Here is a 25,550-nt window from a genome sequence, read left to right as displayed (position 1 = left end):
GATCACGGTGTCGCCCTGTTTGACCGTGACGTTGCGGGTCGCCATCGCCTCGCGCATCAGCCGTTCGGCCTCTTCGCGCATCGCCTTCTTGTCCATGTCGTCGCCCTTTGCATCGTGGTGGCGCGTTGTAGCGCAGAGCGGTGACGGCCACCGCATCAATTGCACGCCGCGCCCGCAAATCCGGTTGACAGATTTCGGAACGGCGCCCCCGCTCCTCGCCGTGATGGCGACCGGTCCACCGCTCGGGCTCGGCGCCCCGCGAGAACGTGGCCGCATGGCTCCATACAGGATGGCCGGCGCCCCTTGCATTGGGCGCGCGCCTCGCCAATCTCTGCAGTCCCACCCAACCACAATCCGAACCCCAATCCGGAGCCTTGCATGACCGACGCCCCCTACACGCCGCCCAAAGTCTGGACCTGGGACAAGGAGAACGGCGGCAAATTCGCGTCGATCAACCGGCCGATCGCCGGCCCCACCCACGACAAGGAACTGCCGGTCGGCCAGCATCCGCTGCAACTCTACTCGCTGGCCACCCCGAACGGCCAGAAGGTCACGATCCTGCTGGAGGAGCTGCTGGCGCGCGGCCACACGGGTGCCGAATACGACGCCTGGCTGATCAAGATCGGCGACGGCGACCAGTTCTCGTCCGGTTTCGTCGGGGTCAATCCGAACTCCAAGATCCCAGCGCTGCTCGACCGCTCGGTGAACCCGCCGCAGCGCGTGTTCGAATCCGGCTCGATTCTGCTGTATCTCGCCGAGAAGTTCGGCGACTTCATCCCGAAGGACCTGGCCGGCCGCACCGAATGCCTGAACTGGCTGTTCTGGCAGATGGGCTCGGCGCCGTATCTCGGCGGCGGCTTCGGCCATTTCTATGCCTACGCGCCGGAGAAGTGGGAGTACCCGATCAACCGCTTCGCCATGGAGGTGAAGCGGCAGATGGACGTGCTCGACCGCCGGCTGGCCGAGACCGAATATCTGGCCGGCAGTGAGTATTCGATCGCCGACATCGCGGTGTGGCCGTGGTACGGCGGCCTAGCCAACGGCGCGCTGTACGGCGACAGCGCGACCTTCCTGGACGTTGCGAGCTACAAGAACGTCCAGCGCTGGACCAAACAGATCGGCGCCCGCCCCGCGGTGAAACGCGGCCGCATCGTCAACCGCGTCAGCGGCGATCCGTCGAGTCAACTCCACGAACGCCACGACGCCGGCGATTTCGAGACCAAGACGCACGACAAGCTCGAGGCAAAGTAAGCGGCCAAGCGGGCGTCAGCGCCCGCTCCCTCCCAGACGTCATTCCGGGGCGCGAACGCAGTTCGCGAACCCGGAATCTCGAGATGTCCTGCATTGCGGCCCTTCGCCCTGCACCGCGGGATTCCGGGTTCGCTCACTGACGTGAGCGCCCCGGAATGACGCCGGAAGTTGGGGGCCGCGCCGAACTACACGCTGTGCCGCGGCGTCGCGACCTTGCCTTGCGTGGTCGCAATGCCCATCTCGAAACTGTCGGCGATGCGGCGGGCGCGGATGATGAATTCGGCCGCCAGCTCCGGGGCGAACAGCTCGGTCGCAGTGGCTTCGAACAGCTTCAGCCAGCGGTCGAAATGCTCCGGTGCCAACTTCAGCACCAGATGCGGCCGCATCGGCCGGCCGCTGTAGCGCCCGGTCTTCAGCAGCATCGACGACCAGAAATCGGTGATCTGCGCGATGTGGTGATCCCAATCGTGCACGGCGCGGTCGAAGATCGGTCCGATGACCTCGTCGGTGCGGGCGCGCCCGTAGAAGGTGCACACCAGATGCGCGATCTGCTCGTCGGTGATGATGTCCGGATGGGCGATGCTCATGGCCCCGATGTAAGCCATGCGAGTGCAGCGCTCAAGCGCCGCGGCTCAGCTCACCTCGCCCGATTCCAGCGCTTCCAGATCGCGCTCGAACAGCGGCAATTGCTCGGCGGTGAACCGCCGGATCTGCTCGTTGTTGGGGTGCAGCAGATAGCGCCGCATCACGTCGATGGTGTTGCGGAACATCTCGATCTGCTTGTGCCGAAAGCCTTCGACGAAGCGCTGGCCGACCGCGCCGCGCAGCCCGGCGATATCGTTGCTGACGACGGCGTTGGGCTGATTGGGAAACTCGATCGACAGCAGCGTAAAAGTGTTGAGCTTGAACACCTGCTGGTCGCGCTCGCGGGCGAGCCGCGCCTGGTTCAAGGCGAATTGCCGCAACGCATCGTCGCCGCGCGAATCCACCAGACCGGCGACATACACTTGAAACAGATTGAACTGGTGCAAATAGCGCAGCACGTCCGCCGCGTTCGGCGGCCAGCCGAACGCCTGCTTGATGCCGAGCCATTCGATCAACGAGTGCTTGCGCGGGGTCTCCGCGCTGGCAATCACGCCGGTCATGATGACGATAGCCGGCAAGATCGCAACCAGTCCCGCGATCAGCCGCATCATCATCCGTTCTCTGCCGCGCTACATCCCCGTGTAGCCAGCTTTCACCGGATCATTGCTGCCGTCAAGTTCCCGCAGGTAGACGAGCCCGCAAACCGTTAGCCGGTTGTCGTCGGTCTCGCCGGCCTCGACCAGCTTACGAATATAGCTTTCGACCTTCGGCTTTGAATTTTCGGCCGCTTCCTTGCTGGTCAGCAAACCATAGGTCTGTATCACGCGATCGATTGCGCGTTGCATTTTGTCCCCTTCTCGTCAGGCAGCGATCTTCGCGGATTCGAAATACGAGATCGCCTTGTTGGCTAGCCGAATCGGATGGGTTTCGCCGCGCTGAAACATCTGCACGATCAATTCCAGCAGAGCGTCGTGGGTCGCCGTGGTGTCAGGAATCGAGCCGGTGCGGCGAAGATAATCCGCCGCGATATCGTAGGCCTTTCCGATCTTGTCCACGTTCATCACCCGAAGCCCTCGCTCGATTAGCATTGCCCTTCTCCAACGGTCGGCACGGTATTAAGCCCCAATTCCAGCTTTGGTTCCCTTCCCGCCCCGCAGAATTCTGCACCGCAAAAACAAATCGGCCTCCCCTGGTGGGAGGCCGAGGACGACAGGTCTGGAGACTGACAGCGCGCGGGCCTGCTTCTGCGAGCAGCGGCTCGGCGGGTGCCGGCCTGCGTTGGCGCGTATCGCGGCGGCCTTACAGCCGATACAGAATCTGGTCGGTCCAGAACCGCTCGAGGCGGTGCAGCGACTTGTTGAGGGTGGCGAACTCCTCGCTGGAGATGCCGCCGACCTGCTCGACCGTCCTGACGTGCTTCTGGTACAGCGCCTCGACGATGTGGCGGACTTCCTGGCCCTGCTGGGTCAGGCGGATCCGCACCGAGCGGCGATCGACGCGCGAGCGCTGATGATCGAGGAAGCCGAGTTCGACCAGCTTCTTCAGATTGTAGGAGACGTTGGAACCGAGATAGTAACCACGCGTGCGCAGCTCGCCGGCGGTCAGCTCCTTGTCGCCGATGTTGTAGAGCAACAGCGCCTGCACCGAGTTGATATCAGCGCGGCCGCGGCGATCGAACTCGTCCTTGATAACGTCGAGCAACCGGCGGTGCAGCCGCTCCACCAGAGTGAGAGCTTCGAGGTAGAGCGGCTGGACCGGCGTGTTGGCTGCTGCTGCGGGTGCGGAGGCTTCCGCCGCCGTGGCGACTGCTTTGATCATGACACTTCCCCTGTCGTCTTTTTTGATCGACTTATTCGACGAAACTTCTGCCTCGTCTGATAGGCTGACCTTAAGGGGCCGCTTTGAACATCAGCTTAAATAAGACGATAAAGAGATCATGAATTTAAGACAGTGAATCGCGCATTAAGCCTGCAAATCAATGGCTTTTTGCAACGTTTGATTCACGGATCGGCGCAGATTCAAGGCTTTTCCGGATCCCCGTGTCGCATTTGAAGACAGCTTCGTTCGAATTTGAAAGATCTGCGTAACGGATCGGCCGCGCGCTGCGCGATCCGGTTAAGGTCTTCACAACCCTATCCGGACCGCCTTTCGATGAAATGCCGGAAGCTCGTTTACGCGACGCCGCGGTTGCGGCCTTCCCAATATGGTGCACGCAGCACCTTGCGATCGATTTTGCCGAGACCGGTGACCGGGATCGCGTCGATGAAGTCGATGGTCTTCGGCGACCACGGCGCGCCGCGCTTCTCTTTCACATGCGCCTGAAGTTCGGCGGCGTCGTTGTTGGCGCCGGGCTTCAGCACCACGAAAGCTTTCACAGCCTCACCCCATTTGTCGTCGGGCACGCCGATCACGGCAGCCGAGGCGACGGCATGATGCGCCATCAACGCGTCCTCGACCTCGCGCGGATAGATATTGAAGCCGCCGGAGATGATCATGTCCTTGGTGCGGTCGACGATGTAGAGATAGCCGTCGGCGTCCTGCACCGCGACGTCGCCGGTGTGCAGCCAGCCGCCGCGGAACGCCTCTGCGGTCGCTTCAGGCCGCTTCCAATAGCCGTCCATCACCAGCGTGCCGCGCACGCAGATCTCGCCGGGTTCGCCGGGACCGACTTCGCGCATCTCGGAGTCGAACAGCCTGACGTCGAGCAGCGGGCTCGGCCGTCCGCAACTGCCGAGACGGCCGGGCTTGGAATCGTCGTGGTCGACCTTGCGCATCGTGGTGATGCATTGCGGCGCTTCGGTCTGGCCGTAGAGCTGCACGAAGATATTGCCGAAGATCTTGATGCCTTCGCGCAAGCGATCCGGCGACATCGGCGCGGCGCCGTAGACGATCATGTCGAGCGACGACAGATCGTGACGCGCCCTCACCTGCGGCGCGTCGATCAGCGCATAGATCAGCGTCGGTACCAGGAACACCGCAGTGATCTTGTCCTCGGCGATGACGCGGCAATACGACTCGACTTCGAAGCCCTGCACCAGGCGCGTAAAGCCACCGCGCATCATCACCGGATACACCGTGACACCTGCAGCGTGGCTGATCGGCGTGGCGGCGAGATAGCGGATGTCGGCGGGCCAGTCCCAATCAGAATACAGGATCACCGCCATCGTGGTCAGTGCACGATGCGGGATCATCACGCCCTTCGAACGCCCCGTGGTGCCGCCGGTGTAAGCCAGCCACGCGATCTCGGAGGTCGCGCTGTCGTCGACCAGCGGCGCCGGCTGCACCGCCGCGAAGCCGTCGAGCAGATCGCGGGCTCCGCTCACAGCGCCGAACGACAACAGATGCTTCGGCCCAGGCACGCGGTCGCGGATGGCCTCGCCACGCGCGGCAAACTTGCCGCCTTCGACGATCAGCGCGTCGATCTCGGCGTCCTCGATGATAAAGGCGTGGTCGTCCTCGGCCGCCATCGGATGCAGCGGCGTGTAGCGCATCCCCATCACGGTGGCGGCGCAGATCGCGGCCCAGGATTCAGCGCGGTTCGACGACAGGATCGACAGCGCGCTGCCTTTGGCGAGGCCGCAGTCGCGAAACAGCGTGATGAAACGGCCAATCGCCTCGCCGAGTTCGCGATAGCTCCAGCGGATGCTGCCATCGGCGATCGCCGGCCGATCGCCGTAGCGCGCGATCGCATTGACGATCAGGCTACCGCCTGTGCCGCCGGAATGAAGCTGGTCCATGGTGTCTCCCCTTATGTGTTGTTGATTGTCGTTGCTGAGGCGCCGCCTTGCGTGATGCGGAGGCGCTCGCGGCAAGCCTATGGCGGGCGTTCGCGGGCGGCCATCCAGGCGAGCGCCAGATAGGCGGTCAGCAGCACCGCTTCGCCGAGCACGACGAGAAGGCTGCCGCCGTAGATCGCCGGGAACATCAGGTCGATCACCGCCATCGACACCACGGTGGTGAGCCAGACGACAGCGCCCCAGGGTGTGGCCAGCCACAATCCGACGGCGGCGACCAGTTCGATCACGGCAAAATAGACGGTTGCGGTTTGCCAAGCCATGGTCTGGACCTCGAACGCATCGTCCTCACCGCCGACGAAGCCGGTGATCTGCGCCCAATGGTAGAGGCCTTTGACGACCGACAGAACAGCCATCACCCGCAGGAACAGCACCAGACGGCGCGTCCAGTCGTTGTCGTGGTTGTCCGGCCGCTCCGGCGAAATCGCCGCGACCGAAATCGCCTGGTCTCTCGGCGGTTGTTCGCGTGGTGCAAGTTCGGACATGCGGCTCGGCTACCGGTCGGTGGTGGTGCGGTGCGGTCTTCAGGCGAGTCTTGGCCCGGCGGGCCAGCAAAATCAATCGGCTGTGATCGTCCAGGAACTTTCTGATTGCGCCAAATCAACAGCGTCGTGACGCGGGGGTGCCAAAATGTTACTTTCCACGAACACAGCAGAGCCTGCAGGGAGAGTTGGCACCATGGCGATCAAGTTCGGCCGTCCCATCGAGATTCGCGACCCCGCGACCCGGCCCGCCGCTCCCCCGCTCGATCTCACGATCCGTCCGCGCCGCAACCGCAAGACCGAGTGGGCCCGCCGTCTGGTGCGCGAGAACGTCCTCACCACCGACGATCTGATCTGGCCGATGTTCGTGATCGACGGTACCAATCAGCGCGTGCAAGTCGCCTCGATGCCGGGCGTCGAACGACTCAGCGTCGACCAGATCGTCCGCGATGCCGAGCGCGCCGCCAAACTGGACATCCCCTGCATCGCGCTGTTCCCGTTCACCGAACCGTCGCTGCGCGACGAACTCGGCACCGAAGCCTCCAATCCGGAGAACTTGGTGTGCAAGACCGTCCGCGCGATCAAGAAGGAATTCCCCCAGATCGGCGTGCTGTGCGACGTGGCGCTCGATCCCTACACCAGCCACGGCCATGACGGCCTGATCGAGGACGGCCGCATCCTGAACGACGAGACCGTCGCGGTGCTGGTGCAGCAATCGCTGGTGCAGGCCGAGGCCGGCTGCGACGTGATCGCCCCGTCGGACATGATGGACGGTCGGATCGGCGCGATCCGCGAGGCGCTGGATGCCGCCGGCCACCTCGACGTTCAGATCATGGCCTACGCGGCCAAGTACGCGTCCGCCTTCTACGGCCCGTTCCGCGACGCGATCGGCTCTGCCAAGGCGCTGACCGGCGACAAGCGCACCTATCAGATGGACCCGGCCAACACCGACGAGGCGATCCGCGAGGTCGAGCTCGATCTCGCCGAGGGCGCCGACATGGTGATGGTCAAGCCGGGCATGCCCTATCTCGACATCGTTCGCCGCGTGAAGGACACCTTCGGGGTTCCGACCTTCGCCTATCAGGTGTCGGGCGAGTACGCGATGATTGCCGCCGCCGCCAACAACGGCTGGCTCGACGGCGACCGGGCAATGCTGGAAAGCCTGCTCGCCTTCAAGCGCGCCGGCGCCAACGGCGTGCTCACCTACTTCGCCCCGGCGGCGGCCGAGAAGCTGCGGCAGCAAGGCTGAGTCTGCGGCAATTCCCGCCTCGCTCCGCCTGGGTGATTCGCCTGCTCTCTGGCGGGGCGATGGACAGCTTGTAATGTCGCGGCAGCCTTGCAAGGCCGCCGAACCGTCGCCATGTCGAGCCGGACGATCGCTCCGGTTCGGGAGCGTGTAACGGGGAGCAGGCTAATGGCTGACTATGGCGGGAGTGGCTGGCGCGGCGGCGAGGTCCGGCCCGCGGCGTTCGATCCCTGGCTCAATCCGGAGCTGTTTCAGGGCGTGCTGACCAAGCGTGTGTTCGCGTTCTTGATTGATCTCGTCGTGCTCACCGTACCGGTCTTGGTGGTGACGGTGTTCATCGCGATGTTCGGGCTGGTGACGCTCGGCATCGGCTGGACGCTGTTCTGGCTAGTGTCGCCGCTATCGGTGATCTGGGCGCTGGTGTATTACGGCGCCTCGCTGGGCGGGCCGCATTCGGCCACGATCGGCATGCGGACCATGGGCCTCGAGCTGACCACCTGGACCGGCGAGCCCGGCTACTTCGTGCTCGGCGCCGCCCACGCTTTCCTGTTCTGGCTGTCGCTGTCGATGTTGACGCCGCTGGTGCTGCTGGTCGGGCTGTTTAATTCTCGCCGCCGGCTGGTCCACGATATCGTGCTCGGAACTGTGATTATCAACAGCACGGTGCCCGCCTCGCAGCCGGCTCGCTCCTACTAAGGGCGAAAGCAATTGACCGGCGGCGGACGGAAGGCGATGCTGGGTACGTTGGAGGCCGACGACCCGACGTGACCCAGCACTCGCGCGACACACCGCAATTCTATCTGACGGCGCCCTCGCCTTGCCCATATCTGCCGGGCCGGCACGAGCGAAAGGTCTTCACCCACCTGGTCGGCAACAAGGCCGGCGAGCTCAACGACCTGCTGACCCATGGCGGGTTCCGCCGCAGCCAGTCGATCGCCTACCGTCCGGCTTGCGACCAGTGCCGCGCCTGCGTCTCGGTGCGGGTGATCGCCAACGAGTTCAAGCCGTCGCGCAACCAGCGCAAGCTGCTGGCCCGCAATGCCGACATCGTTGGCGAACAGCGCACTCCGGTGCCGACCTCCGAGCAATATTCCGTCTTTCGCGCCTATCTCGACCAGCGCCATCGCCATGGCGGCATGGCCGACATGACGGTGCTGGACTACGCGATGATGGTCGAGGACAGCCACGTCCAGACCCGGCTGATCGAGTATCGCAAGCGCACGCCCGACACCGGCATCACCGGCCGCGGCGGCGACCTGATCGCGGCAGCACTGACCGACGTGCTCGGCGACGGGTTGTCGATGGTGTACTCGTTCTACGAGCCGAACGAGCAGCACCGCTCGCTCGGCACTTTCATGATCCTCGACCACATCGCCCGGGCGCGGCGTCTCGGCCTGCCCTACGTCTATCTCGGCTACTGGATCGAAGGTTCCAAGAAGATGGACTACAAGGGCCGCTATCTTCCCCAACAGCGGCTGGCGCCGAGCGGCTGGCTGCGAATCGACGCTTCCGGCGAGATGCAGCCCGAGCCTCAGGATTAGCTGCGGTCTCCCGCTCGACCGGCGTCCAGTTTCTTGCTCCATCTCCGCGCGCCCAGGGTGAGCCAACGAGACGGCAAGAGTGGCAGCCTCGCATTCAGGACCTCTGCCCGGTATTGCCTTCGACGTCTGCAGGACTAATTTCGACCGTTGCTGTCATGCCCGCGGCCAGCTCGACACCGGAAGGCACGCGATCGAGATGGATACGGACCGGGATGCGCTGGGCAAGACGCACCCAGGAGAACGTCGCCGCCACATTGGGCAGACCGAAACGACCAGGTGTTTCGTTGCTGTTCTCAATGCCGCGACCGATGCTCTCGACATGGCCGATCACCGGTTGATCGAAGCCCATCAGCTTGACACGCGCCGCGGCACCAACCCGGATTTGCTGAAGTTTCGTCTCTTCAAAGTAGCCGGTGATCCAGAAATTCGACCCGTCGAGGATTGCGACATTTGTCACGCCAGCGGTCGCATAGTCGCCGGGCCGTAGCTTCAAATTGGTGACATACCCTTCGACTGGGGAGCGAATGACGGAGCGCGCAAGATTGAGTTTGGCCAGATCGCGTGTCGCCACCGCCGCCTGATAGGCCGCCATGGCCATGGCCGCAGCGCCGCTCGATTGCTGCAGCGCTTCCTGTGAGACCACGTCTTTGAGTTTGAGTTGCTGCTTTCGCTGAGCTGTGGCTTGCCGCACCAGCATATCCTGATATTTCGCCTCGACGTCAGCCTCTGCCAGCGCCACGGCCAGCCGAAGCCGCTCCGGGTCGATTTCGTAGAGAACGTCGCCACGCTTCACATGCTGATTATCGGCTATCGGCACGGTGCGAATCGTCCCCGAGACTTCTGGCGCGATCTGGACCACATCCACGCTGACTCTTCCGTCGCGAGTCCAGGGCGTTCGCTCGTAGTGGCTCCAAGCCTGCAGGGCGACGAAGCCGGATGCAACGAAGACGCCAAGCGTCAGAGCATATTGACCGAGCAGTGATAGAAGCGGTTTCACAATGAAAGTCCGATCAGTGGCAGGTACTGCATGAGCAGACCGCAAACGATGACAAAGATGGCAATTTCGGCGAGCGGCCGATAGGCGAACAGGCGAGCGACGCCGATCTCGGTGCAAAAGCGCATCGTCGCGATCGTGACGATCAACGCGACGAACGCAACCACCACGAGACCGGGGATCAAGACGCCTCCGATATTCAGATCAACGATCATGAGCCAGTTGCCCTTTCTTTGCTACTCCACTCGAGCTGAGCGCAAAACGCAGGTCGATCAACAGATCAAATATCCGCAGCCGGCTTTTCTGTGAGCGATGCTCCATCATCGCCGTTAGCCGCTGAATGCGCCGATCGAAATCGATGAGGTCGTCTGGGGTCGTCGGTTTCCTGCCGCGAAAATGCGCAGCAACCTCGGTAAGAAGACCTTCTATTGCGGTGCGGGCCTCACCGTCGACCTGCGGGATCATCTTACGAAGCTGACCGGCGACGTGGCCGATACGAAGAAGGCGGAGCGTATCTTCAAGCACGTCCGCATAGGCCTTTCCGGCCGCGCGCAGCCTTGGCAACAGCAGCGCCGTTCGGTCAATCATCAAGCTCGTCCAACGCGCCTCGTTCGGTGCGCCGCCCAGAGCACGGCGACCGACGTCCCGTCGACTGAGGTGAAACAGCCGATTGATCGCGACGTCGACCGGCACGGTCTGGAATATCGACATGCTGACCGTCGCGAACCCGACCGACACGAAAAGCGCGATCGCCATATTGAGGGAGGCCGCGAAATCGCCCGTGTAGCTGGTGCCCAGCCCCGAAAGGATCGGAATTGTGAGAGTGATGCCCATCGCCATAAAGGTCGTCGGCGCTCGCGCTTGGAGAGAGCCGGCAAACAGGAATGCCGGAGCAAGGACCGCAACAAGCACCGGGAAGCTCGTCACATGGGGCAGGACGACGAAGCTGTAGAAGAGGCTGATCAGCACGCCGAAGATCGAGCCGATGATGTACTTCACGACGAATGGCACGGGTGTGTCGACGTTTCCGAACAAGGTGCAGCATACGCCGAGAACCGAGACGGCCATTCCACCATCCGGCCACGCCGACCATATCCAGAAGGCGCAGCCGCTTAGGATGCCGACCATCGCGCCGAGCGCTGCTCGCGCTGCCATCCATGGATCGCGATGATAGACGTACCCGTTGGCCAGCCCGGGGCCGTAAAGCGTCGCTGCTTTTCGGACTCGATTGGCGGCCATGTTTTGACTGAGCTTGCCGCAGTCGTGCAGCAAGCCAACCATCTCGGCCAGATGGCCGGCAAGGTTGGCACGCACCCCGTCGCCAGGCATCGCGGCCTCCGTGCCCGCCCCCCTCTGGATCAATCTCGCACGCCCGATCAGTCGGGCCGCCTCCGCATGGTAACCGTCCGGCTGATTGACTGCGACCCAGTCCCCGACATCAGCGACCAATACGGTCAGTTCATCAACCGGAGCTGCGCGCCCGATGTTGAGAAAATCTACTCGCTCCTCGATTTCGGCCGTGAGTGGAAGAAGCCGCGCGAGCCGGTCATGGATGAGTTGCAGCGTCTCGCGGCGTGGCGTTGGAGATGCAGGATCGTATGGAAGATGTGTCGCCAGCCCCTGAAGCATGAGGAGGTCGACAGAAAGCTGCTCGCGCCTTTGGCGGTTCTCTTCCGAAGACCCCGTCAGTGCACCTCCCACAAGCCGGCGGGTGTCCTGTAGCATTGCCGACAGCTTGCCAGTGAACTGCCCCGTCATCGGCTTCGGCAGCACGTAACGATGGATGACGACGGCACAGAGGATTCCGATTGAAATCTCCTGGACGCGCAGGGATGCCGTGTCGAACACTGCGGCAGGATCGAGCACGCTCGGAAAACCGATCAGGCTCGTCGTATAGCCAGCCAGCACGAAGGCATATGCTCGCGGCGTGCGATCGAGCAGCGAGAGAAACAGACACCGGCCAATCCAGCCGGCAAGAATCAGGCAGCACACGATCGGATCGCTCACGAAATTCGGAACGATTGCGACAGTCGCGATTGCGCCGACGAACGTCCCAGCGAAGCGATACACCCCACGACTGAGTGAGGCTCCTGCAGAGGTCTGGGAGACAATGTAGACCGTCACGATGGCCCAGAATGGCTTGGGCAGACCGATCCGCAGCGAAATATAATAGGCCAGCATCGCTGCGGCGAAACTCTTGGCCGAAAACAGCATCGCATCTGCATCCGCCCGCATCGCGGGCGTACGAGCGAAATTCGGGACCATCTGCAGCGCTGCTGCAAAGCTCTTGGTCGGAGGAATCGAGACGGGTAGCGGCGTATTCATGCGGCCAGTTGTGAACCATTTGCAAAATCGAATAAATTCGATATCGTGACATAAAATATCTAAATCTGGCCATCCTCATGCGCGGGCCTAAATCTGTCGTTTCCGTTCTTGATCCCGACCTCACGCTTCTGCCTGCGGTTTCCCATAAACTCGACTTTTCGGAGCATGAGGCAGAAGTGCCTCTGCATGTGCATCGCAAGGGTCAGTTGATCCTGGCGCTGCACGGTGCCGTCACCTGCACGACGGGCAACGAAATCTGGATTGTGCCGCCCAATTGCGGCGTCTGGATTCCTGGCGGCGTGCCCCACAGCGCTCGCGCGACCGCAAATGCTAGGCTCAATTACCTTTTCGTGGAGCCGGACGCGGCGAACCTGCCCGAATGCAGTTGCACGCTTTCGATTTCTCCGATGATACGGGAAATGGTCGAGCGCTTGGCCGAGGAGCGAGCGGACTATCATCCCGATAGCCACGCGGCCCGAATTGCGCGCGTGCTGCTGGACGAACTGGCGGAAATGCCGCGCGAGCGGTTCAACCTGCCGATTTCCAGCCATCCGAAGATCCGGGCTATCGCCGATGCTCTGACAGCCGAACCGTCCGACCGCAGGACCTTGAGCGATTGGGCAAAGCGCCTCGCGATGAGTGACAGATCGTTGGCGCGGCTGCTGATCCGCGAGACGGGACTGACGTTCGGACGCTGGCGACAGCAGCTGCACCTCGTCGTCGCCCTTCGAGAACTTGCGAGCGGCGAAGCGGTGCAGAATGTTGCGGCCGAACTTGGCTACGAGTCAGTGAACGCCTTCATCACCATGTTCAAGAAGGCGCTGGGAAGCACGCCTGCGCAGTACTTCGCGCAACGTCACGCCCCCACGAAAGTGGGAGCGGACGAACAAAAGCGTGTTTGACCAGGCACCATCCTGACCAGCAGCCCCCGGCTCTCGGATCCCAAGTCTGCGAGCTACCCGCCGGTCGCGTAGTCGAACACCAGCTTGATGTTCAGCACGATGATGATCGCCGCGATCACCGACGCGGAGGCGGTGAGCCAGCGCGGCGCAACGAACTCGCCCATCTTGGCGCGGCTGGCGGTGAACATCACCAGCGGCACAACGGCAAAGGGGAGTTGCAGGCTGAGCACCACCTGACTGAGAATCAGAAGCTGCCCGGTCCCCTTCTCGCCGGCGATGATCGTGACGACGACCGCCGGAACGATCGCGATCAGCCGTGTCACCATTCGCCGCAGCCACGGCTTGATCCTGATCTGGATGAAACCTTCCATCACGATCTGGCCGGCGAGTGTCGCGGTGATCGTCGAGTTCAGGCCGCAGGCGAGCAGAGCGATGCCGAACAGCGTCGGTGCCAGCGTCGACCCGAGCAGCGGCGCCAGAAAGGCGTGCGCCTGGTCGAGTTCAGCGACGTCGGTCTGGCCGGCGTGGTGGAAGGTCGCCGCTGCCAGGATCAGGATCGAAGCATTGATGGTCAGCGCGAAGGTCAGTGCGATCGTGGAGTCGAAGGTGGCGAGCTTGATCGCCTCGTGCTTCTCGCTTGGGCTGTGACCGAAGCCGCGCGTCTGCACCAGGCCGGAGTGCAGATAGAGATTGTGCGGCATGACCGTCGCGCCGAGGATACCGAGCGCCAGATACAGCATGCCGGGCTCGGTCAGCACGCGCGTGGTCGGCGCAAAGCCGCGAATCACCGCGCCCCAATCCGGGTCGGCCATCGCGATCTGGATCGCGAAGCACGCCGCGATCACGCCGAGCAGCGCCACCACGAAGGCTTCGATCCAGCGGAAGCCGAACGCCTGCAGCGCCAGCACCAGGAACACGTCTGCCGCGGTGATCAATACGCCGATCTCGAGCGGAATGCCGAACAGCAAATTGAGCCCGATCGCAGTACCGATGACTTCGGCAAGATCGGTCGCGGTGATGGCGATCTCGGCCGACAGCCACAACGGCCACGACAGCCAGGGCGGATAGGCGTCGCGGCAGGCCTGAGCCAGATCCCGGCCCGCACCGACGCCGAGCCGCGTGCACAGCGACTGCAGCACCACGGCCATGATGTTGGAGACCAGCGCGACCGTCAGCAGCGCGTAGCCGTATTTCGAGCCACCGGCGAGCGACGTCGCCCAGTTGCCGGGATCCATGTAGCCGACCGCGACCAGATAGCCGGGGCCGAGGAATGCGATCAGCTTGCGCCAGAACGGCCCCTTGGCCCGGACCGGGACGCTGCCGAACATGCCGGCCAGCGACGGCTCGCCCGGCGACAGCCGCCACCCCGTGGTTTGCTCCGGTGTCGGCGCTGGATTTGGAGTCATCTGCGGCGCTTTTGCATCCATCGCATCACATTGCAGGCCCGCAACACTTCTTGCAAGTCGCTTGCAATAGCAAGAAGGCAGCCAAGCACTGATCGACGACGATTTCTGCGGTCAAGGAGCCTCCAGCCGGCCGAGTCGCGGGCATTGGACGAGATTGCCACAAAAGACGCCGATGGTCATTGATCAGGCTTCGTGTTGAACTCCGACCCGGCTCAGGTGTGACGCACCGTCATTTTCCTGCTTGCGTTCGCCGGCAAATGGCGCAAAACGCCGCCATGTCAAACCAAGCGCCAGAACGGATGTCATTCGACGGCCTGCTGCGGTGGGCGACTACCCCGCCCCAGGCCTATGTGGTGTACCTGATCTGCGTCGTGCTGGTCGGCGGCGTGTCGTTCTACGTGGGCACCTTCAAGCCTAAGCACACGCCGGGCATGCCACCTGCCCCAGCAGCAGCCACGGCGCCACCAAGCAAATAGCCTGTTGCCGCCTCAGTGAAGCTGAAGGTTCGGCACGATCGGCAGGAACGTCAGCAGCAGGAACAGCGGGATCAGCACCAAGCCGGCCCGCAGCGCGTAGCCGAAGAATCCCGGCATCTTGATGCCGCGCTCGGTGGCGATCGCATAGACCATGAAGTTCGGTGCGTTGCCGACATAGGTCAGCGCGCCCATGTACACCGACCCCATCGAGATCGCCGCCAGGGTGCCGGCGAGCGGCCCCATCAGCTCGGCGGGCCGGCCGCCGGCCAATTCGAAGAACACCAGATAGGTCGGGGCGTTGTCGAGCACCGCCGACAGCAGCCCGGTGAACCAGAAATACGGCACCTCGCGCGGCGTGCCGTTGCTCGCCGTCACCGCTTCCAGCAATGGTGCGAACAGCCCGCTCTTGCCGGCATGCAGCATCGCCAGCACCGGAATGATGGCGACGAAAATCCCGGCGAACAGCTTCGCAACCTCGCGGATCGGCTCCCAGGTGAAGCCATTGGCGGCGCGGTGCTCGTCCGCGGTCCACCACAGCGACAGCAGCGCTACCATAACCAGCATCGCGTCACGCACCAGATTCTGCAGCGCGACCTTGGTGCCGTAAACGTCAAACTCGATGCCTGGGCGCCACTGCGCACAAGCCAGGATGGTGGCGATGATTCCGGCGATCAGCAGGAAATTGATGCCGCCACGAAATCCGATCGGAGTCTCGGCGGTCTTGGCTGGTGGGTCGTGGCGCGCGTACCAGAGGTCGAACAGATAGAACATCACCAGCAGCACGCCGGAGACGATCAGGGTCTGCTGCCACAAATGCTGCACCGGCCAGAAAAAGTCGATGCCGCGCAAAAAGCCGACGAACAGCGGCGGATCGCCGAGCGGCGACAGCGCGCCGCCGATATTGGCGACCAGAATAATGAAGAACACCACGACATGAACGTTGTGCTTCCGACCTGAATTGGCCCGGATCAGCGGCCGGATCAGGATCATCGCGGCGCCGGTGGTGCCGATCAGGCTGGCGCAGGCGGTGCCGACCGCAAGCATGCCGGTGTTGAGCAAAGGCGTCGCACGGATCGTGCCGGTGACGAGGATGCCGCCCGACACCGTAAACAACGCAAACAGCAACACGATGAAGCTGAGATACTCGGCCAGCAGCGCGTGGATAAGTGACGCCAGTGCGGCGTCCCAGCCGTACACGATGGCGATCGGCGCCAACGCCAGCACGCCCCATAATGCGGCGATCTTGCCGTAATGGGCGTGCCAGATCTTTGGAAACAGCAGCGGCCCCAGCGCGATCGACAGCAGAATGCCGGCGAACGGCACGCCCCACATCCAATTGAGCGCGGCGCCATCGAGTTCCGCCGCCTGCGCCGGACCAGGCAGCATCACGACGAGCAACAGAGGGAGCAGCGGGCGAAATCGGCGAAAGGAGCGTACGATCATCGCATCCACTTCAAGGCGATTGGAGAGCGAGACGCAAAGCCAAATGGAACAGCCTGCCTGCGACATAACGCGCAGGCAGGCGCGGCCTCACACGATGCCGCGTCCGAATTTGTTCGACTTCGGGAAGCCTTTGGGCGGCAGCCGGCCGGCATCGGCGCGGTTGCCGCGCCATTCGGCGAGCTCCTTCATGGTCGCGCTGAACTCGCGGCCGGCGGAATCGCGCCAGGACAGGCCCTGCTTGGACGAGAAGGTGGCGATGTCCGACAGCCCGCCGTCCTTGTATTTCTGCAGCCGCACGCCGCGGCCCCGGGTCATCTCCGGCACCTGATCGAGCGGGAAGATCACCATCTTGCGGTTGTCGCCGATCACCGCGACGCTGTCGTCGCCCTCGCTGACGACGGTGAGCGCCCGCGCTTCGTTGGGGACATCGACGTTGAGGATCTGCTTGCCCTTGCGGGTCGAGCCGACGCACTCGTCCTCGTTCACCACGAAGCCCTGACCGTCGTGGCTGGCGATCAGGAATTTGCGGCCGCCGGTGTGGACGAACACGGTGACGATCGCCGCATCCTGCTCCATGTCGATGAACATGCGGATCGGCTCGCCGTGACCGCGGCCGCCGGGCAGCTTGGCGACGTCGAGCGCATAGAACCGACCGTTGGTGGCGAGCAGCAGCAGCTTCGAGGTCGTCTCGGCGAAGAACGATTGGCCGAGCTTGTCGTCCTGCTTGAAGTTCAGCCCCGACAGGTCCTCGACATGGCCCTTCAGCGTCCGCACCCAGCCCTTGTCGGAGATCACCACCGTGACCGGCTCGCGCTCGACGAAGGCTTCCTCGATCGCCGCGAGATCATGCTCGGGCGCGTCGGCGAAGGTGGTGCGGCGCTTGCCGAGCGGGGTCTTCGGTCCGAACATCTCGCGCACCTTGCGGACCTGCTCGCCGACCTTGGCCCACTGCTCGGTCTCGGACTTCAGGATCGCGTTGATGCCCTTCAGCTCCGCACGGAGGTTCTTGTCCTCGGTGCGGATCTCCATTTCCTCGAGCTTGCGCAAAGAGCGCAGCCGCATGTTGAGGATGGCCTCGGCCTGAATCTCGGTGAGATTGAAGGTCTTCATCAGCACCGGCTTGGGCTCGTCCTCGGTGCGAATGATCCTGATCACCTCGTCGATGTTCAGGTACGCGATCAGGTAGCCGCCGAGCACTTCGAGCCGGTGCTCGATCTGGGCCTTACGATGGTTCGAGCGGCGCAGCAGCACGTCGCGCAGATGATCGAGCCATTCACGCAGACATTCGGCGAGGCCGAGCACCTTCGGAATCCGCCCCTTCACCAGCACGTTGAGATTGAGCGGAATCCGGCTCTCCAGCTCGGTCAGCCGGAACAGCGACTCCATCATCAGCGCCGGATCGACACCGCGCGACTTCGGCTCGATGACGATGCGTACGTCCTCGGCCGACTCGTCGCGGATGTCGCCGACCAGCGGCAGCTTCTTCTCGTTGAGCAGCTCGGCAATCTTCTCGATCAGCCGCGACTTCTGTACCAGCCACGGGATCTGGGTGACCACCACGCTCCAGGTGCCGCGCGCGCCCTCTTCCTGCTCCCACTTGGCGCGGGTGCGGAACGCGCCGCGGCCGGTGGTGTAGGCTTCGGCGATGCTTTCCTTGGAGTCGATGATGATGCCGCCGGTCGGGAAGTCCGGTCCCTTGACGAAGCGCAGCAGCGCCCTCGACTTGGCGTCGGGCTTCTCGATCAGATGCAGCGCGGCGTCGCACAGTTCGGCGGCGTTGTGCGGCGGGATCGCGGTGGCCATGCCGACCGCGATGCCCTGGGCGCCATTGGCGAGCAGGTTCGGGAAGCCGCCGGGCAGCACCACCGGCTCTTTCGCCTGGCCGTCGTAGTTCGGCCGGAACGCGACGCCGTCCTCGTCGATGCCGTCGAGCAACAGCCGCGCGACATCGGTCATGCGCGCTTCGGTGTAGCGGTAGGCCGCCGGGTTGTCGCCGTCGATGTTGCCGAAATTGCCCTGGCCGTCGACCAGCGGATAGCGCGACGAGAAGTCCTGCGCGAGGCGCACCAGCGCGTCGTAGATCGACTGGTCGCCGTGCGGATGGAACGAGCCCATCACGTCGCCGACGATCTTGGCGGACTTCTTGAACGGCGTGCCGGGGTCGAGCCGCAGCAGCCGCATTCCGTACAGAATGCGGCGATGCACGGGCTTCAGGCCATCGCGCGCGTCCGGCAACGCGCGGTGCATGATGGTCGAGAGCGCGTAAGCGAGATAGCGCTCTTCCAGCGCCTCGCGCAGCTGGACCTCGTGGATCTCGGCCGGCTCCGGCGGAATCAATCGTTTTCCCATGGCGAGGGGTTATCCCCGGACCGGGACAGGAGCAAGCGCAACCCGGTCGGTCGGGGCGTCCTCGGTCGCAAAACCAGCTCCCTCGCCGTCAAACCGGGCCCGCGCCTGCTCGATGTCCGCAAAATGCTGCTCGGCCCAGCCGACCAGCGCAGTCAGCGGCCCGAGCACGGACCCGCCCATCGCCGACAGCCGATACTCGACGCTCGGTGGCTTGGTCGGAAACACCTGCCGGGAAACCAGACCGTCGCGCTCCAGGTCGCGCAGCGTCTGGGTCAGCATCCGCTTCGAAATGTCTGGAACATCGCGAAGCAATGCATTGAATCGCATCGGCTTTTCAGCGAGCGCAATCAGCAGCAACGCGCTCCATTTGCTGCCCAGATGATCGAGCACGTTGCGCACCGGGCAGCGCGCGGCATCGAAGCCCTGCGCCCGCCAAGCGGCGTAGCGGTCGGTGAGGGCCGCGCGCTGCGCGGCAACCGACAGGTTCTCTCCAGGTGACCTGGTCACGAAAAACTGCCTCCTTACGAGCGGCCGAGAAGGTCTCCAATATAGACCTGCCCTCAGTTCAAAACCACCCAGGAGATACCGTGTCCGCCTCCCGCTTCCTCGTCACCGGCGCCAACGGCCAGCTCGGCCGGCTCGTCGTCGATGGTCTGCTCGAGACCGTTGCGCCCGCCGAGATCGGCGTCCTGGTCCGCAGCGACAAGGCCGCGGCCGGGTTCGCCGCGCGCGGTCTGCACGTCCACAAGGGCGACTATGGCCGCCCCGAAACGCTCACGGCCGCCTTCGCCGGTGTCGACCGCGCGCTACTGATCTCATCGAGCGAAATCGGTCAGCGCACCGCTCAGCATCGCAACGCGATCGAGGCCGCCCGGCAGGCCGGCGTCAAGCTGCTCGCCTACACCAGCCTGCTCCACGCCGACACCTCGCCACTCGGCCTGGCCGAAGAGCATCGCCAGACCGAGGCCACGCTGACAGCCTCCGGCGTGCCGCACGCCCTGCTCCGCAACGGCTGGTACACCGAGAACTACGCGGCCTCGATCCCGGCGGCACTCGCGCACGGCGTGATGCTCGGCAGCGCCGGCGACGGCCGGATCGCTTCGGCGGCGCGGGCCGACTATGCCGCAGCCGCGGTGAAGGTGCTGACCGCGGCCGCACCGCAGGCTGGCCGCACCTACGAACTGGCCGGCGACGCTCCCTATACGCTCGCCGAATTCGCCGCCGAACTGAGCCGGCAGAGCGGCAAGACCGTGGCCTACCAGAACCTGCCGGAAGCCGACTACAAGGCGGCACTGGTCGGTGCCGGCCTTCCGGAGCCGTTCGCCGCGTTGCTGGCCGATTCCGATGCCGGGGCCGCCAAGGGTGCGCTGAACGACGCCAGCGGCGACCTCGGCGGCCTGATTGGCCGGCCGACCACGCCGCTGTCGGCGACGATCGCGGCGGCGTTGCGGGCTTGAGAGATAGCACCCCGTCATTGTGAGGAGCGAAGCGACGAAGCAATCCAGCTGCGAGTGAGTGGCCATGGATTGCTTCGCTTCGCTCGCAATGACGTCAGCGCTTCCCGATCAGGCCGCGCACCAGTTCAAGCAAGGCGGCTCGCATCTCCTTCTTGAAGCTCCGCCGCGGAGATGCGAGCTGCTCCAGAACGATGCCGACCACGGCGGAGACGAATATCCCGGCGTGCAGCTCCGGCACGCGTGAGCCCGCCGCCGTCAACGCCAGCTCGGCGCTGCGCCGCCAGGTCTGATGCCATTCGGCGACGATCGGCTGATACCGATCGTCGCGCGCCGCGGCCAGAAAGGCTTCGTAGCAGGCGACGTGAATCTCCGCCTCGCTATCCAGCTCTTTGGCGTACCAGCCGACCAGCGCGTCAATCCACGCCTCGAGATCGAGCGCATCGCTCTGCAGCTTCAGCGCCAGCGCGCGCAGCCGTGCCACCTCGCGCATCAAGGCGAAATTCAGCGCGGCCTCGACCAGCAGATCGCGCGTGCCGTAACGATGCGTGATCGCGCCCAACGACATCCCGATCTCGGCCGCGACGGCGCGATGCGTGACGGCCTTGAGCCCGCCGCGCCCGATCAGGCGCAGCGTCGCGTCCATCACCTCGCGCTCACGCGCATTGGCTTCCGGCTCGGTCATATCCATCGATTGACAGCCGTTCGATTCTGAACGATTTGTTTAAAGAACATTTGTTCTGTTTTTCGAATCTCGTGTTCCACACTCTCGATCACCCGGCCGGGACCGTGCCACGGCCCGCCCCGCCAAGGAGGCCGAATGCCGACCTATCGCCTGCACTATTTTCCCGAATCCGGAAACAGCTACAAGCTCGCATTGATGCTGACGTTGTGCGGGCAGAGCTTCGAGCCGATCTGGACCGACTTCGGCAGCGGCGTGACCCGGACGCCGGAATGGCGTGCGCGCGTCAATGCGATGGGCGAGATCCCGGTGCTCGAAGAGGATGGCGCGAAGCTGACGCAGACGGCGCCGATCCTGCTGCAGCTCGCCGAACGTTACGGCCGGTTCGGCGGCGGCACTGCGGAAGAAAAATTCGAGGTGCTGCGCTGGCTGTTTTGGGACAACCACAAGCTCAGCAGCTATTGCGCCACGTATCGCTTCTCGCGCACCTTCATGCCTTCGGCGAACAAGGACGTTCAGGCCTATTTCCGCAGGCGGATCGACGACGCACTCACCATCCTCGGCACGCATCTGCGCGACCATGCCTTCGCAATCGGCGACGCACCGACGATCGCGGACTTTTCGATGATGGCTTATCTGTCGTTTCCCGACGACGAGACCGGCTTCGACCTTCCTGCGCGTCACCCCGCAGTGCATGCTTGGCTCGGCCGGATCGCGGCGCTGCCGGGCTGGCGTCCGCCCTACGACTTGCTGCCGGGACAGCGGCTGCCCCGCTACGCCTGAGCGACAACGCACGCTCAAGGGATGGCCACCCGCGCCATGGCCCGCGTCACCGCATTGATGAACCCGGCACGGGCATCGGAATGCCCCTGCCCGCGCGGCTCCAGCACGTTGCGGAGCAGGAACCGGCCGGTCAGCTCGAAGCCGTCGAACAGATCCTGACCTGACCACCCGCTTCCGCTCTCCGCCTCGTCCTCGCGCAGGAACGGCGGCAGCCGCAGCAGTCGGTCGCGCCACGGCTCACCGGCGCTGCGCGACACCGCGCTGCCAGACTTCGGCGAGACGTAGACCAGCTCGGTGGTGGCGCCGGTCGCCGCGCAGGCGGACAGGTCGAGCCCGAAGCCGAGCTCGGCCAGAATGGCGAGTTCGAACCGGATCAGATGCGCGGCGGCGATTCCGAGATCGTCGAAATCATCCAGGGTGAGGATCAGCCGCTGATAGATCTCCTCGTGCGGGTCGCGCTCAGGCAGCAGCCGCGCCAGCGACGCGAGATGGGTGACGCCGTACACCGCATGGGACGATGCCAGCAGCGTCGCCGCGCGCATCTTGGTGGCCTCCAACTGATAGTAGCCGAGGTGCTCGTCGAGCCGTGCCCGCCACGACGCCAGCACGCTGTTGCCAGGCTGCAGCAGCGGGCGCATCCGTGCCGAGGCCGCGCCGCGGACCATGCCGAGATGGCGGCCGTGGCCGCGCGTCAGCAGTTCGACGATGGCGCCGGCCTCGCCGTGCCGTCGCACTCCGAGAATGATGCCCTCGTCGCTCCATTCCATCGGACGATCCTATCGGATCTGCTGTCGTCGCGCCCGCCCGGTCTCTAGGCGGTGAACCAGCCGCGAGCGTCGCCGGTGTAGGACAGATACAGCCCGACCGCGGTCAAAACACAGGACGTGATGTCGATCCACAGCCCGGCTTCGATGCCGCTGTCGCCGATGATCTGCCCCAGCGACACCACCGAGAACACCAGCGAGGCGGTCAGCACCGCCCGCGCCCAGTTCTTGCGGGCATGGGCCGCGAGCCAGACCAGATAGGTCAGCAGCACGATCAGCGCGGCCGCCATGGTGTTGGCGGCGGCGACGACACCGGACGACATGCTCGGTTCGATCACGGTGCGATCCTGAAACGCCACGGAGATGCAGTCGAGCATCAGCGACGTCAGAAGCAGCACTTCGAACCAGTACACGTTCCGCGGCAGGCTGGTGGTGGTGCTGGTGGTCATTCCTTGGGAAACTCCAGGCCCATTTCGCGGTAGCGATCAGGATCGTTGCCCCAATCCTCGCGCACCTTGACGAACAGGAACAGGTGCACCGGCTGCTCCAGGATCTCGCCGATCTCCTTGCGCGCCTCGGCGCCGATCGCCTTGATCGTGGCACCGCCCTTGCCGAGCACGATTTTCCGCTGGCTCTCGCGCTCGACGAAGATGGTCTGTTCGATCTTGACAGAGCCGTCCTTGCGCTCGGTCCAGGTCTCGGTCTCCACCGTCGACTGATACGGCAATTCCTGATGCAGTTTCCGGAAGATCTTCTCGCGGGTGATCTCGGCCGCGAGATGGCGCAGCGGCGCGTCCGACATCTGATCTTCGGGATAATGGAACGGCCCCGGCGGCACCTGCGCAGCCAGCGCCTTGCGCAAGTCACCGACACCATCGCCGGTCAACGCCGAGACCATAAAGGTCTGGTCGAACGCCAGCCGCTGATTGGCGGCCTGTGCCAGCGTCAGCAGTTTCTCGCGGGGGATCAGGTCGATCTTGTTGAGCACCAGCAGTTTCGGCCGATCGACATTGGCGAGATTGGCCAGGATGTCTTCGGCCTGCTCGTTGATGCCGGCCCGGGCGTCGAGCAGAACGCAGACGAGGTCGGCATCGTGCGCACCGCTCCATGCCGTCTTGACCATCGCGCGGTCGAGCCGCCGCTTCGGCGCAAAGATGCCGGGCGTGTCGACCAGGATGATCTGTGAGGCGTCCTCGATGACGATGCCGCGGATCAGCGCGCGGGTGGTCTGCACCTTGCGCGACACGATCGTCACTTTCGAGCCGACCAGAGCGTTGACCAGCGTAGATTTGCCGACGTTCGGCGCGCCGATCAGCGCAACGAATCCGCAGCGGGTCGCGGCTGGCGCCGCGTCTTCATGTTCAGCCATCATTGCCGCCTGTGCCGACGCCTTCGCGCGCCAGCATCGCCGATGCCGCGACCTTTTCGGCCGCGCGCTTGCTGCCGCCGAGGCCCTCCGCCGGCTCCAGGCCGGGAAGCACGACGGCGACGCGGAATTGCGGATCGTGATGCGGACCGGTGCGCTCGACTTCGCGATACACCGGCGTCGGCAGGCCGCGGGCCTGCGCCCACTCCTGCAGCACGGTCTTGGGGTCGCGGAGCGACCTCGCCGGCTTGCGCATCCGTTCGGTCCAGTTGCGCCGGACGAAGTCGGATGCCGCGTCGTAGCCGCCGTCGAGATAGATCGCGCCGATCACCGCTTCGCAGATGTCGCCGAGCACCGACCGGCGCAGCTTGGCGCCGACGCCCGCCCCGACGGTGCCGAGTTTGATGCCTTCGATGAGATCGAGACTACGCGCCACGTCTGCGCAGGTTTCCTTGCGCACCAGGTCGGCCAGCCGCTTCGACAATTCGCCTTCGTCGGCATCGGGAAACGCCCGATACAGCATGTCGGACACGATCAGGCCGAGCACATGGTCGCCGAGAAACTCGAGCCGCTGATAACTGTCGGTGCGGCGCGCGGATTTCAGCGCCGAGACGTGCGTGAGAGCGGTGGTCAACAGCGCCGGATCGGCGAAGCTGTGGCCGAGCCGCTGCTCGATCGCTGCCGCCGTCGCCTTGGACTTGGCTTTGCTGGCACGACGCTTCTTCGCAGCGGAAGGCTCGGCCGCTGGAACTTGCTGCGGCTGCGGATCGCTGGTCGCCGAGTCAGGCTCGACGTTGGTCACGTCATCGGTCATCGCACGATGGTGAAGATGCGGCCCCAGCGCACGGCGGTGGGCCAGCGCCAGATCTGCCAGGCGTGCTCGCCCTCGGCGATCGAGAAGAAGATCATCTGCGCACGGCCGATCAGGTTCTCGTAAGGAACGTAACCGACCGCCGAGAGCACACGGCTGTCGGTGGAGTTGTCGCGGTTGTCGCCCATCATGAAGAAGTGGCCGGGCGGCACGGTGTAGACATTGGTGTTGTCGTAGAACCCGTTGTCGACGCAATCCAGCGTCTCGTAGGACACGCCGTTCGGCAGCGTTTCCTTCCAACGCTTGACGCGCGCGGTCGCTTCCGACCCGCACGGATCCTCGCCGACATAGTCCGACAGCCGCTCACGCTCGACCGGCTTGTCGTTGATGTAGAGCAGCCCTTCCCGCATCTGGATGCGATCGCCCGGCAGGCCGATCACACGCTTGATGTAGTCGGTGGTGTCGTCCTTCGGCAGGCGGAACACGACCACGTCACCGCGGTTCGGATCGGAGCCGAAAATCCGGCCCGAGAACAGCGGCGGCGACAGCGGGATCGAGTAGTGGCTGTAGCCGTAGGAATATTTCGAGACGAACAGATAGTCGCCGACCAGCAGCGTCGCCTTCATCGATCCCGACGGGATGTTGAAAGGCTGGAACAGGAAGGTGCGGATCACCAGTGCGATGAGAAGGGCGTGAATGACGACGCGGATGGTTTCGCCGACGCCGCTCTCAGATTTGGTTCCGGATGTCACGCTCATCGCTTTCCCGATTCCCGTCGCGGGGCGCCGCGCGGTGGACGACTGGACTGGTGTTGGAGCGGGTCCGGGCGGAGGGTGAGACATGGCGGCAGCGGCGGACACGCCACGACCGGCGCTCGTTCGCCGAGGACTCGCCCC

The 25,550-nt window shown here is 64.3% G+C and carries 27 protein-coding genes; 7 read left to right on the top strand and 20 right to left on the bottom strand.

The genetic code is table 11. The annotated features are described in order from the left end of the window. Positions 1 to 378 precede the first annotated feature (378 nt). On the top strand, positions 379 to 1,251 hold the full coding sequence (gene yghU / locus DNX69_RS01990) for a glutathione-dependent disulfide-bond oxidoreductase (RefSeq protein WP_110784344.1): 873 nt from the start codon (positions 379 to 381) through the stop codon (positions 1,249 to 1,251). Positions 1,252 to 1,436: 185 nt separating this feature from the next. Here the strand turns inward: yghU and DNX69_RS01985 are convergent, their stop codons facing one another. The 7 genes from DNX69_RS01985 to DNX69_RS01955 form a co-directional block, all read right to left on the bottom strand. Continuing rightward, the gene (locus DNX69_RS01985) at positions 1,437 to 1,856 is read right to left on the bottom strand and encodes a group III truncated hemoglobin (protein WP_110784343.1); all 420 of its coding nucleotides are present in this window, start codon (positions 1,854 to 1,856) and stop codon (positions 1,437 to 1,439) included. 27 nt (positions 1,857 to 1,883) lie between these two features. Next, complete coding sequence (locus tag DNX69_RS01980; RefSeq protein WP_234826815.1) at positions 1,884 to 2,447, bottom strand: DUF4142 domain-containing protein; 564 nt, start codon at positions 2,445 to 2,447, stop codon at positions 1,884 to 1,886. Positions 2,448 to 2,465: 18 nt separating this feature from the next. Continuing rightward, a complete protein-coding gene (locus DNX69_RS01975; RefSeq protein ID WP_110784341.1) occupies positions 2,466 to 2,681 on the bottom strand; it encodes a hypothetical protein in 216 nt (71 codons plus the stop codon). A gap of 15 nt (positions 2,682 to 2,696) precedes the next feature. Next, positions 2,697 to 2,924, bottom strand: coding sequence for a hypothetical protein (locus tag DNX69_RS01970; RefSeq protein ID WP_110784340.1), 228 nt, complete (start codon positions 2,922 to 2,924; stop codon positions 2,697 to 2,699). Between the two features lie 211 nt (positions 2,925 to 3,135). Then, a complete protein-coding gene (gene ldtR / locus DNX69_RS01965) occupies positions 3,136 to 3,654 on the bottom strand; it encodes a transcriptional regulator LdtR (protein ID WP_110784339.1) in 519 nt (172 codons plus the stop codon). A gap of 353 nt (positions 3,655 to 4,007) precedes the next feature. Then, entirely contained in the window at positions 4,008 to 5,573 is a 1,566-nt protein-coding gene (locus DNX69_RS01960) for an AMP-binding protein (protein ID WP_110784338.1), read from the bottom strand. A 77-nt stretch (positions 5,574 to 5,650) separates the two neighbouring features. Further along, entirely contained in the window at positions 5,651 to 6,115 is a 465-nt protein-coding gene (locus DNX69_RS01955; protein WP_110784337.1) for a DUF6163 family protein, read from the bottom strand. A gap of 193 nt (positions 6,116 to 6,308) precedes the next feature. Here DNX69_RS01955 and hemB point away from each other — a divergent pair, with 193 nt between their 5' ends. From hemB to DNX69_RS01940, 3 genes are all read left to right on the top strand, one after another. Next, positions 6,309 to 7,361: a porphobilinogen synthase gene (gene hemB, locus DNX69_RS01950; RefSeq protein ID WP_110784336.1), complete on the top strand. Its 1,053-nt coding sequence runs from the start codon at positions 6,309 to 6,311 to the stop codon at positions 7,359 to 7,361. 165 nt (positions 7,362 to 7,526) lie between these two features. After that, positions 7,527 to 8,054, top strand: coding sequence for an RDD family protein (locus DNX69_RS01945; RefSeq protein ID WP_110784335.1), 528 nt, complete (start codon positions 7,527 to 7,529; stop codon positions 8,052 to 8,054). A gap of 68 nt (positions 8,055 to 8,122) precedes the next feature. Beyond that, positions 8,123 to 8,899 carry an arginyltransferase gene (locus tag DNX69_RS01940; RefSeq protein WP_110784334.1) on the top strand — a complete coding sequence of 259 codons (777 nt, stop codon included), beginning with the start codon at positions 8,123 to 8,125 and terminating at the stop codon, positions 8,897 to 8,899. 94 nt (positions 8,900 to 8,993) lie between these two features. On the opposite strand, the gene DNX69_RS01935 is transcribed toward DNX69_RS01940, so the two are convergent. Genes DNX69_RS01935 through DNX69_RS01925 form a run of 3 tightly spaced genes read right to left on the bottom strand, consistent with a single transcriptional unit; the run spans position 8,994 to position 12,218 of the window. After that, a complete protein-coding gene (locus tag DNX69_RS01935; RefSeq protein ID WP_110784333.1) occupies positions 8,994 to 9,896 on the bottom strand; it encodes an efflux RND transporter periplasmic adaptor subunit in 903 nt (300 codons plus the stop codon). Further along, a complete protein-coding gene (locus DNX69_RS01930) occupies positions 9,893 to 10,108 on the bottom strand; it encodes a DUF1656 domain-containing protein (protein ID WP_110784332.1) in 216 nt (71 codons plus the stop codon). Before DNX69_RS01930 ends, DNX69_RS01935 begins: the two co-directional genes overlap by 4 nt. Further along, positions 10,098 to 12,218 carry an FUSC family protein gene (locus DNX69_RS01925; RefSeq protein ID WP_110784331.1) on the bottom strand — a complete coding sequence of 707 codons (2,121 nt, stop codon included), beginning with the start codon at positions 12,216 to 12,218 and terminating at the stop codon, positions 10,098 to 10,100. The genes DNX69_RS01930 and DNX69_RS01925 overlap by 11 nt, the downstream gene beginning before the upstream one ends. Positions 12,219 to 12,295: 77 nt before the next feature. On the opposite strand from DNX69_RS01925, the gene DNX69_RS01920 reads away from it, so the two are divergent. Beyond that, a complete protein-coding gene (locus DNX69_RS01920) occupies positions 12,296 to 13,120 on the top strand; it encodes an AraC family transcriptional regulator (RefSeq protein WP_110784330.1) in 825 nt (274 codons plus the stop codon). Between the two features lie 53 nt (positions 13,121 to 13,173). Here DNX69_RS01920 and DNX69_RS01915 read toward each other — a convergent pair whose 3' ends face one another. From DNX69_RS01915 to DNX69_RS01895, 4 genes are all read right to left on the bottom strand, one after another. After that, positions 13,174 to 14,547 (bottom strand): Nramp family divalent metal transporter, encoded by a 1,374-nt coding sequence (locus DNX69_RS01915; RefSeq protein WP_110784329.1) that lies wholly within the window; start codon positions 14,545 to 14,547, stop codon positions 13,174 to 13,176. Between the two features lie 467 nt (positions 14,548 to 15,014). Beyond that, entirely contained in the window at positions 15,015 to 16,445 is a 1,431-nt protein-coding gene (locus DNX69_RS01905) for a sodium:proton antiporter (protein ID WP_110784356.1), read from the bottom strand. A gap of 87 nt (positions 16,446 to 16,532) precedes the next feature. After that, positions 16,533 to 18,794, bottom strand: a complete 2,262-nt coding sequence (gene parC, locus DNX69_RS01900; protein ID WP_110784328.1) for a DNA topoisomerase IV subunit A — start codon at positions 18,792 to 18,794, stop codon at positions 16,533 to 16,535. Positions 18,795 to 18,803: 9 nt separating this feature from the next. Next, the gene (locus tag DNX69_RS01895; protein WP_234826814.1) at positions 18,804 to 19,301 is read right to left on the bottom strand and encodes a winged helix-turn-helix transcriptional regulator; all 498 of its coding nucleotides are present in this window, start codon (positions 19,299 to 19,301) and stop codon (positions 18,804 to 18,806) included. Between the two features lie 80 nt (positions 19,302 to 19,381). Here DNX69_RS01895 and DNX69_RS01890 point away from each other — a divergent pair, with 80 nt between their 5' ends. Continuing rightward, positions 19,382 to 20,251, top strand: coding sequence for an SDR family oxidoreductase (locus tag DNX69_RS01890; protein ID WP_110784327.1), 870 nt, complete (start codon positions 19,382 to 19,384; stop codon positions 20,249 to 20,251). Positions 20,252 to 20,345: 94 nt separating this feature from the next. Here DNX69_RS01890 and DNX69_RS01885 read toward each other — a convergent pair whose 3' ends face one another. Next, positions 20,346 to 20,939, bottom strand: coding sequence for a TetR/AcrR family transcriptional regulator (locus tag DNX69_RS01885; protein WP_110784326.1), 594 nt, complete (start codon positions 20,937 to 20,939; stop codon positions 20,346 to 20,348). A 129-nt stretch (positions 20,940 to 21,068) separates the two neighbouring features. Here DNX69_RS01885 and DNX69_RS01880 point away from each other — a divergent pair, with 129 nt between their 5' ends. Beyond that, positions 21,069 to 21,713 carry a glutathione S-transferase family protein gene (locus DNX69_RS01880; RefSeq protein ID WP_110784325.1) on the top strand — a complete coding sequence of 215 codons (645 nt, stop codon included), beginning with the start codon at positions 21,069 to 21,071 and terminating at the stop codon, positions 21,711 to 21,713. A gap of 14 nt (positions 21,714 to 21,727) precedes the next feature. Here DNX69_RS01880 and recO read toward each other — a convergent pair whose 3' ends face one another. Genes recO through lepB form a run of 5 tightly spaced genes read right to left on the bottom strand, consistent with a single transcriptional unit; the run spans position 21,728 to position 25,412 of the window. Beyond that, entirely contained in the window at positions 21,728 to 22,480 is a 753-nt protein-coding gene (gene recO, locus DNX69_RS01875; RefSeq protein ID WP_110784324.1) for a DNA repair protein RecO, read from the bottom strand. Positions 22,481 to 22,524: 44 nt separating this feature from the next. After that, complete coding sequence (locus DNX69_RS01870; RefSeq protein ID WP_110784323.1) at positions 22,525 to 22,926, bottom strand: hypothetical protein; 402 nt, start codon at positions 22,924 to 22,926, stop codon at positions 22,525 to 22,527. Continuing rightward, positions 22,923 to 23,846 (bottom strand): GTPase Era, encoded by a 924-nt coding sequence (gene era / locus DNX69_RS01865; RefSeq protein WP_165825162.1) that lies wholly within the window; start codon positions 23,844 to 23,846, stop codon positions 22,923 to 22,925. Before era ends, DNX69_RS01870 begins: the two co-directional genes overlap by 4 nt. Then, on the bottom strand, positions 23,839 to 24,657 hold the full coding sequence (gene rnc, locus DNX69_RS01860; RefSeq protein ID WP_110784321.1) for a ribonuclease III: 819 nt from the start codon (positions 24,655 to 24,657) through the stop codon (positions 23,839 to 23,841). The genes era and rnc overlap by 8 nt, the downstream gene beginning before the upstream one ends. Beyond that, the gene (gene lepB / locus DNX69_RS01855; protein WP_110784320.1) at positions 24,654 to 25,412 is read right to left on the bottom strand and encodes a signal peptidase I; all 759 of its coding nucleotides are present in this window, start codon (positions 25,410 to 25,412) and stop codon (positions 24,654 to 24,656) included. Before lepB ends, rnc begins: the two co-directional genes overlap by 4 nt. Between the last annotated feature and the right edge of the window lie 138 nt (positions 25,413 to 25,550).

Source organism: Rhodopseudomonas palustris, assembly GCF_003226555.1.
Taxonomy (GTDB): Bacteria; Pseudomonadota; Alphaproteobacteria; order Rhizobiales; family Xanthobacteraceae; genus Rhodopseudomonas; species Rhodopseudomonas palustris_I.
Note: the sequence above shows the minus strand (reverse complement) of the source record. Positions and strands in the feature narration are given on the sequence as shown.